Raw genomic sequence first — 6,237 nt, 5'->3', positions numbered from 1 at the left:
GCCTGGCCGCTTGGCGTCACCTATACCAAGGGGCTTCTGGGGATCACCCAGCATTCGACTGTCGATGCGAAACTCAAGCAGGCGGCCGTCGATAAATCTGTGTGGACGCAAAAGCTCGAGACGATGAAAATCGCCGATATACAGGCGGATGCCTCGCTGATGCATATTGTCCGCGAGACGGGCCGTCCGCTGTTCGGGGACAATTGCGCAGCATGTCACGGCATCAATGCACAAGGCGGAAAAGGCTTCCCGAACCTGACCGATAGCGCCTGGTTGTGGGGTGGAGACGCGGAAGCGATATCCGAAACGCTGCGCGTCGGCATCAATTCCTCGCATGACGAAACGAGAACCAGCCAGATGCTGGCCTTCGGTCGTGACGGAATGCTCGACCGCGCGGCAATCCTGAATGTCACGGCATATGTGCAGTCGCTTTCCGACCCGGCTCTCGCAACAAGACCCCAGGCAGCCGCCGTTGCGACGGGCAAAGAAATATTCGCCAAGAATTGCGCCTCCTGCCATGGCGAAGACGGCAAGGGAAACACGGATATCGGCGCGCCGAACCTGACGGATAAGTTCTGGCTCTATGGCGGCGACAGGCAATCGATCTACACGACAATCTATGGCGGCAGGCAGGGGCATATGCCCCGCTGGGACCAAAGGCTGACGGACATGGATCGGAAGATACTGACGCTCTACATTCTTGATCTTGGTTCGAAAGCACCGTGAATGGGATGGAGCAAGGCAACGGCACATGAAACTGCATTTCACGAAGCCAATGCTTGTCGCCACAGCCGCCGTCATTGTCGGCGTATTGACGGTTCTGCTGGCCAACGCACATCTCGTCTATGTGGCTGTGACGTCCGAGCCTGACTGCGTCGTGCATATCAAACCCAGCGAGGCTCCAGCCGCGCGGGGTTCCTTCAGCGCCGCGAAATCTGCGTGTTGACCTGAAAAGATTTTGAATTGTGGAGACGGCAATGACCACACTTCCTCCCATCGTTCCGCCGCTCGCGCCGGAGAAAAGCTACGGCCGCGATTTGCCCGTGGGAATGGCGTTCGACTGGCTACGCGCGGGCTGGCGAGATTTCATGACGCAGCCGGCCTCAAGCCTCGCCTATGGCTTTGTCGTGCTACTGGCATCCCTCTGCGTGATCGGCAGCATGTTCGCGCTCGGATGGGATCAGGTGCTCTTTCCGGCGCTTGCGGGATTTCTGGTCGTGGGGCCGATCCTCGCCGTGGGGCTATATGAAAAGAGCCGCCGCATTGCGCGGCATGAAAAGGTCACGCTGGCGGGCATGATCCTGGTCAGAGCGGAATCCCGCGGACAAATCCTGTTTGCCGGTGCGCTGCTTTGCCTGCTGATGCTGTTATGGATGCGCGCCGCGGTCATCATCTATGCCCTGTTCTTCGGCATAAGGCCCTTTCCCGGCCTCGACCACATCGCTGCGATGCTTCTGATCACGCCGATCGGCTGGTCCATGCTCGTCGTCGGCACTCTGGTCGGAGCCCTGTTCGCCGCCTTCTCGTTCGCAATCAGCGTGTTTGCAATTCCAATGCTGCTCGATGAGCGTGCGGACGCCCTGACAGCGATGGGGACAAGCATGGCGCTCGTCTGGAACAACATGCCGGTGATGGTGTGCTGGGGCCTGGTGATTGCCGGCCTCTTTCTTGTTTGCCTCGCGACGGGCCTTCTCGGTCTGATCGTTATTTTTCCCGTGCTGGGCCATGCGAGCTGGCACGCCTACAAGGCGGTGAGATAGCAAATCAATGGGAATTTCCGGCACCCAGTTTGCCACGTCGGCGCAGCCAAGCGAGGCGCGCGACGCATCAGCCCTGGATGCTGAAATTCTGCTGGCAAGCAGGCCCGTCGGAGACAGGTTGCGTCAAACCTATCTGTCTGTACCCGGAATCCATTGCGGCGGCTGCATCCAGAGAATTGAAAAGGCGCTCGCTGCGCTGACCGGTGTGGAGCATGCGCGGGTAAACCTGTCGACAAAGCGCGTGTCGGTCCGCTGGAAGGCGAACGATACGCCGCCTCCTCTCCTCGCGACATTGAAGGCGCTGGGCTATGAGGCACATCTTCAGGATATGAGCGCCGACGATAAAGACCCCGCCTTTTCCGAGCTTGTTCGCGCCCTCGCCGTGGCCGGTTTCGCGGCGAGCAATATCATGCTGCTCTCCGTTTCGATCTGGTCCGGCGCCGAACCGGCGACGCGTGATCTTTTCCACTGGATTTCCGCTTTCATCGCCCTTCCTGCGCTTGCCTATTCCGGCCGGATTTTCTTCCGCTCCGCCTGGAAGAGCTTGCGGCGCGGCGAAGCAAATATGGATGTGCCCATTTCGATCGGCGTGTTGATGGCTTTCGGCATGAGCCTCTATGACACCATCCATCATGGAGAGAATGCCTATTTCGACGCTTCGATCTCGCTTCTGTTCTTTCTACTGATCGGTCGCACGCTCGATCATCTGATGCGCGAAAAAGCGCGCACGGCGGTGAAAGGGCTGGCCGCCTTCACCTCTCGCGGCGCGATGATCGTGCAAGCCGATGGTTCTCGCGACTATCTGCCGATCGACAAGATCGAACCGGGGATGAGAATTTTGCTCGCAGCTGGCGAGCGTGTGCCGGTCGACGCCCGTGTGGAAGATGGATCCTCCGATCTCGACAATGCGCTGGTCTCCGGTGAAAGCATGCCGGTCGCCGTTGCGCGCGGATCGATGCTCCAGGCAGGCACGCTGAACCTCACGGGGCCGCTCACCATTGTGGCGACCGCCGCCGCCAGAGATTCCTTCCTCGCCGAAATGTTGCGCCTCATGGAAGCCGCCGAGGCGGGCCGAAGCGGCTATCGGCGCCTCGCTGATCGCGCCTCCCGGCTCTACGCGCCTGTCGTTCATCTCGCGGCCTTGCTCAGCTTTTTCGGCTGGCTGCTGGCAACCGGCGACTTTCATCGCGCGATCACGATTGCGGTGGCGGTTCTGATCATCACCTGCCCCTGCGCGCTCGGCCTTGCTGTGCCGATGGTTCAGGTGGTCGCCGCTCGCCGTTTGTTCGAGAACGGCATCATGGTCAAGGATGGCTCTGCATTGGAGCGGCTGAATGAGATCGACACCGTCGTCTTCGACAAGACCGGCACTCTGACGCTCGGCAGACTGAACCTTCGCGACCAACCCGCCATGAAGGCGGAAATTTTCGCGCTTGCGGCCGCCATGGCCGCCCATTCGCGCCACCCTCGGTCGCTCGCCCTTTACGCCGCAGCCGTTCAAGGCGGTGCGCAGCCTGTTGTCTTCGATAGCGTATCGGAGCGTCCGGGGTTTGGGCTGGAAGCAACGCAGGGTGCAAATGTGTTCCGCCTTGGCCGGAGCGATTGGGCACTCGAGAAGCCTACAGACGCGCTCGCTTCATCGACAGAGACGGAAACAGTCTTGTCGAAAGACGGAGTATTTCTTGACGTTTTTCACTTCGAAGATTTTGTTCGACCCGGCGCGCGTGAGGCAATTGCCGCTCTGAAGGAACGCAGCCTCGCCGTCGAGATTGTGTCAGGCGACAATATGCGGTCCGTCCGACAAGTCGCGTCGCTGCTCGATGTTCGCGATTTCAAGGCAAGCGCCTTGCCCGGTGAAAAGGTCGCGCGGATATCTGCGCTTTCCGCTTCCGGCCACAAGGTCATGATGGTCGGTGACGGCATCAACGACACGCCTGCGCTGGCCGCCGCTCATGTCTCAATGGCGCCAGCAACCGCTGCCGATGTGGGACGCAATGCTGCCGATTTCGTATTCCTGCATGAAAGCCTGAGCGCTGTCCCGCAGGCTCTCGCTATATCGCATGCGGCAGGACGCCTGATCCGGCAAAACTTTGCTCTGGCGGTCGCCTACAACGCCATCGCGCTGCCGATCGCCGTTCTTGGCTATGTGACGCCGCTTGTGGCAGCACTTGCCATGTCCGGCTCATCAATCATCGTCGTGGCGAATGCGTTGCGCCTGAAAGGCCACAAGCAGAGTTATTCCACTTCGTCCGGCAAGACCCACATGGGCAAGCAAGCTCCCCTTGGAATGGAACCGGCAGAATGAACGGCTTCCTTTACCTGATACCGATCGCGCTGGGCATGGGTGTAGCTGGCCTCATAGCTTTTCTCTGGTCGCTCAAAAACGGTCAGTACGAAGATCTGGAAGGCGCCGCGGAACGCATCCTGTTCGACGACGACGAAAACGAAGCGGACGGCCCGCATTAAAGCCGATGCGATCAACTGCCCTCATCGTGTGGCCCGCTTGCCGCAAGTCGGACTTCACCGCGCAAGCCCGAAAAGGCCGCGCTCGCCCGCCAGAACTCGGAACGCATCGGAAATGCCGACGACCGTTTCCGCTCCACCGAGGCAAAGATAGCCCCAGGGGCGCATCGTCTTCGCAAGACTTGCGAAAACGCGCCGCCTTGTAGCTTCATCGAAATAGATGAGTACATTGCGGCAGAAGACGATATCGAACTGCCCCATGCCACTGCTGACCGGATCTTCGAGCAGGTTATACGAGCGGAAGCTGACCATTTTCCGCAAGCTGTCCTTCACCCGCCAGCCGTCTTTTTCCGGCACGAAATATTTCTGCAGCATCGCCTCAGGCAGGCCGCGCGACACTTCGAAAACCGAATAGCGACCAGCTTGCGCGCGGGCGAGCATGGCATCGGAAATATCGGTCGACACGATTTCGACTTCCCAGCCTGCAAGCCGGGGCCCCATTTCCGCAATCGTCATGGCAAGCGAGTAAGGCTCCTGCCCGCTCGAACAAGCCGCGCTCCAGATTCTTATGCGGCGCGACGCTGTCGCCATCGACATGATTTCCGGCAACAGACTTGTCCGCAGCCGCTCGAATGGCCACCCGTCCCGGAAGAACAATGTTTCGTTCGTCGTCATCGCCTCGACGATTTGCGCGAGCCCCGCCTCGTCGCGCGTCTTGCGAATTTGTTCAACGAGCTTGCCCACATTGTCCATGCCGTGTCGGCGCGCAATCGGCATAAGACGACTCTCGATGAGATATTTCTTCTCAGGCGTCACAACGAGACCTGAGCGGTCATAAAGCGCCTGCTTCAGGTAATCGAATTCCAGACTGTTCATTTCCCCTCTCCTCCCGAAATTTGGGCGATGGCCGGTCCGATCAAGGACAGCGGCAATACTTCCCGGCAGAGCCCGGCCTGCACGACCGCGCCCGGCATTCCCCAGACCACACTTGTTTCCTGATCCTGTGCGAGAACGATCCCTCCACCGTTCACGACCTCTTCACAGCCCTTCAGCCCGTCGCATCCCATTCCTGTCAGGATGACGACGAGAAGCTTGTTCTTGAAAATACGCGACAGGCTTCGCAGCATCGGATCGACGGCGGGCTTGCAGGAATTTTCTGGTGGGCCGTCGTCAAGCCGAATGCGCACGCCACCCGCCGCCTGCGTCTCGACCAGAAGATGCTTGCCACCCGGCGCAACATAGATGCGCCCCGGCGATAGCAATTCACCATCGCGTGCCTCGGCAGCCACGCGCCCGGAATATCGCGTCATATGTTCGGCAAGCATGGCCGTGAACGTCGCGGGCATGTGCTGTGTGATGAGAATGGGCTGCCATATATGTGCGTCCAGATCGCGCAGCACTTCGGCAAGAGCCTGCGGCCCACCGGTCGATGAGCCAATGGCGATGACATCCGGGCGTTCAATCTGGTTGCGGCCGATACTGCGTTGCGTGATTGTCGGCGTTGCCGCCGGTGCAGCCTTGGGCGCGGGGCGTCGCACAGCCTTCACACTCGCCGCATCACGCGCCCCATGCATCTTCACCTTGTCGATGAGTTCTTGCCGGAAGCTCGCCGCGCCGCCAAGGCCGGTGCTCGGCTTCGGGATGTAGTCCACGGCACCCATGCTTATCGCCTTCAGGGTGACGTCGGCATCATGCTGGCTTGCCGCCGACGCCATGATGATCTTCAGATCGGGATTTGCAGCGAGCAGCCTGGGCAAAGTCGCCATGCCGTCGAGTTCCGGCATTTCGATATCGAGGATCACGACATCAATCTCGTGGCTCCGCATTGCCTTCAACGCCATGACACCGTTCGGCGCCGAGGCGACGACCTTGATGCCCCGATCTTCCTCCAGCGTGCGCGTGACGATGCCCCGCGCAATCGCTGAATCGTCCACCACCATTACCCGGCAAACGGCATCCGCAATCCGGGGACTCTTTTTCTGATCGATCATCATATGTCCCTGAATGCCATCAT

The 6,237-nt window shown here is 59.9% G+C and carries 7 protein-coding genes; 5 read left to right on the top strand and 2 right to left on the bottom strand.

The features are described from left to right. From ccoP to ccoS, 5 genes are all read left to right on the top strand, one after another. On the top strand, positions 1-726 hold a 726-nt coding region (ccoP, locus tag WA943_RS11650), incomplete at its 5' end, for a cytochrome-c oxidase, cbb3-type subunit III (protein ID WP_424470049.1). A gap of 25 nt (positions 727-751) precedes the next feature. Further along, positions 752-946, top strand: coding sequence for a hypothetical protein (locus WA943_RS11645; protein ID WP_424470048.1), 195 nt, complete (start codon positions 752-754; stop codon positions 944-946). A gap of 31 nt (positions 947-977) precedes the next feature. Then, positions 978-1,760 (top strand): DUF2189 domain-containing protein, encoded by a 783-nt coding sequence (locus WA943_RS11640; protein WP_424470047.1) that lies wholly within the window; start codon positions 978-980, stop codon positions 1,758-1,760. Positions 1,761-1,767: 7 nt separating this feature from the next. After that, the gene (locus WA943_RS11635; RefSeq protein WP_424470046.1) at positions 1,768-4,065 is read left to right on the top strand and encodes a cation-translocating P-type ATPase; all 2,298 of its coding nucleotides are present in this window, start codon (positions 1,768-1,770) and stop codon (positions 4,063-4,065) included. Then, the gene (ccoS, locus tag WA943_RS11630; RefSeq protein ID WP_424470045.1) at positions 4,062-4,226 is read left to right on the top strand and encodes a cbb3-type cytochrome oxidase assembly protein CcoS; all 165 of its coding nucleotides are present in this window, start codon (positions 4,062-4,064) and stop codon (positions 4,224-4,226) included. Before WA943_RS11635 ends, ccoS begins: the two co-directional genes overlap by 4 nt. Positions 4,227-4,280: 54 nt before the next feature. Here ccoS and WA943_RS11625 read toward each other — a convergent pair whose 3' ends face one another. Both WA943_RS11625 and WA943_RS11620 read right to left on the bottom strand, forming a co-directional pair. Continuing rightward, complete coding sequence (locus WA943_RS11625; RefSeq protein WP_424470044.1) at positions 4,281-5,099, bottom strand: CheR family methyltransferase; 819 nt, start codon at positions 5,097-5,099, stop codon at positions 4,281-4,283. Continuing rightward, positions 5,096-6,214 (bottom strand): protein-glutamate methylesterase/protein-glutamine glutaminase, encoded by a 1,119-nt coding sequence (locus WA943_RS11620; protein WP_424470043.1) that lies wholly within the window; start codon positions 6,212-6,214, stop codon positions 5,096-5,098. Before WA943_RS11620 ends, WA943_RS11625 begins: the two co-directional genes overlap by 4 nt. Positions 6,215-6,237 lie beyond the last annotated feature (23 nt).

Origin of the sequence: Parvibaculum sp. (genome assembly GCF_049651025.1) — a bacterium.
Classification (GTDB): domain Bacteria; phylum Pseudomonadota; class Alphaproteobacteria; order Parvibaculales; family Parvibaculaceae; genus Parvibaculum.
The sequence above is the reverse complement of the archived record's forward strand: the minus strand, read 5'-3'. Positions and strand labels throughout refer to the sequence as shown.